Source organism: Mesorhizobium sp. M0587 (assembly GCF_040320945.1).
Lineage (GTDB): Bacteria > Pseudomonadota > Alphaproteobacteria > Rhizobiales > Rhizobiaceae > Mesorhizobium.
Genome location: NZ_JAMYQP010000094.1, coordinates 1 through 1,618, shown reverse-complemented (window position 1 = coordinate 1,618; position 1,618 = coordinate 1). Strand labels below are relative to the sequence as shown.

Genomic DNA, 1,618 nt, shown 5'->3' with positions numbered 1-1,618 from the left:
CTTCGCTTCCACCCAACTCAGGTTCGGCGCGACCCAGGAGCAAATCGTATGCTTCGAACTGTCCCTGGCGGGCGTTTTCGGCCCGGCGCCGCTCGGTCCCTGTCCGGTCGCGGGGAGCGATGTGGATAAGCGGCTCGGCCCAGACGAATCTGCATGAGGGATCCACCTCTCGCATCGAACGAACGCCAGCAATTGCAGCCTTCACGAGATGCCGTTTGAACCATCCCCGTTTGTTCGGCCCCACACGCGGGAAATAGCCGACCTCAACAGCCCAGGCGAAAAAGGAGATTTCGTTAATTGGACACAACAGTGGCGATGTTCCGGCAATCGAACGGTGTACCCTCACTGCTTCTGCTGCGAACGAGGCATAGGCTTGGATGAAATCCATCGAGCCCTGATCGACATGGTCTGGAGATCCGTAGTGGAAGATGTCCCAGATAACCTGGACACCTGCCGATCGAGCTGCCTCGACCATTGGCGTCCAACTTGACCAATCATAAGTTCCGGGAGCGGTTTCGATCAGGTGCCACCGCAGCCCGTCGCGGATGGTTCGAAGGCCGAGTTCGGCGCAGCCGCGGTAATCGCCGGGGGCATGCAAATTATGCGAGGTCGCACGAATAAGGTCGAGGCGAACGCCGTCCTTGCGCCGGTGTGTGGAGCACTCAAAGCCTGCCATGAAAAAACTGGCAAAGCGCGAAGCTCCCGCAATCGAAGCTTCCTCATCCTGCCCGACCTTGCGTCCCAGTTCGCTCATTCGAGGTCTCCTCTGGGCAGTCGTCTTCGAACTCTGCCAGCTTGTTCCTTGTCGAAAATACCCACCCGATCGGGCAGACCGCATTCCGTTTCTCAGTTCAGCATACCCCCCGTCCTGGCGTGACCGGTTTGTCCCGAACCGATTGATCAAGCCTTTGTTCCGATGGTCGACTGTCCGGAATCTGGGTGGCGAATGAGGAACAAGGCGGCCCGAGGCAAGTTCGGGCGATGTAGCGCCCGCGGTCGATGAACTCGAGCGGCTGCTCAGCAACAACAGAGGCACGGGATCATATGACCGTTCAAATTCCACTTTCCGAGATCGACCACGCCAGGCGTGAGAACCGTGGTGACGGCACTTGGAGCATCGCACCAGATTTGGGCTACTTGCGACTGGCAATCGTCAATGTGATGTTCTTCGGCGCACCGGGCAGCGGAGATCGGAACTGGGTGCTGATCGATACGGGGTTGCCGAAGTCCCGGAGCAGCATCCTTGCGGTCGCAGAAAAACGATTTGGCACGGACCGGCGGCCGGCGGCGATCATCCTGACCCACGGCCATTTCGACCATGTGGGAGCGGTTCTGGACCTGGCGAATACGTGGGACGTGCCTGTGTTCGCCCACCCACTCGAGCGCCCCTATTTGGACGGAACCGCGTCCTATCCGCCACCGGATCCTTGGGTAGGGGGTGGATTGATGGCGCTGCTTTCGCCGCTCTTTCCGCGCGGGCCGATCGATCTTGGCAACCATTTGGAACTGTTGCCGGCCGACGGATCGATCCCCGGGATGCCCGGATGGCAATGGCTGCACACACCCGGGCACGCCCCTGGGCATATCTCGCTCTGGCGCGAGGAAGACCGCTCGCTGA

The 1,618-nt window shown here is 60.3% G+C and carries 1 protein-coding gene and 1 pseudogene; one reads left to right on the top strand and one right to left on the bottom strand.

Going from position 1 to position 1,618, the window contains the following annotated elements:
- Positions 1-754, bottom strand: a pseudogene (locus NKI49_RS33135) (beta-glucosidase); the annotation flags it as partial.
- A 290-nt stretch (positions 755-1,044) separates the two neighbouring features.
- On the opposite strand from NKI49_RS33135, the gene NKI49_RS33130 reads away from it, so the two are divergent.
- Positions 1,045-1,618: MBL fold metallo-hydrolase (locus NKI49_RS33130; protein WP_352695935.1), on the top strand; the 574-nt coding region annotated here is incomplete at its 3' end.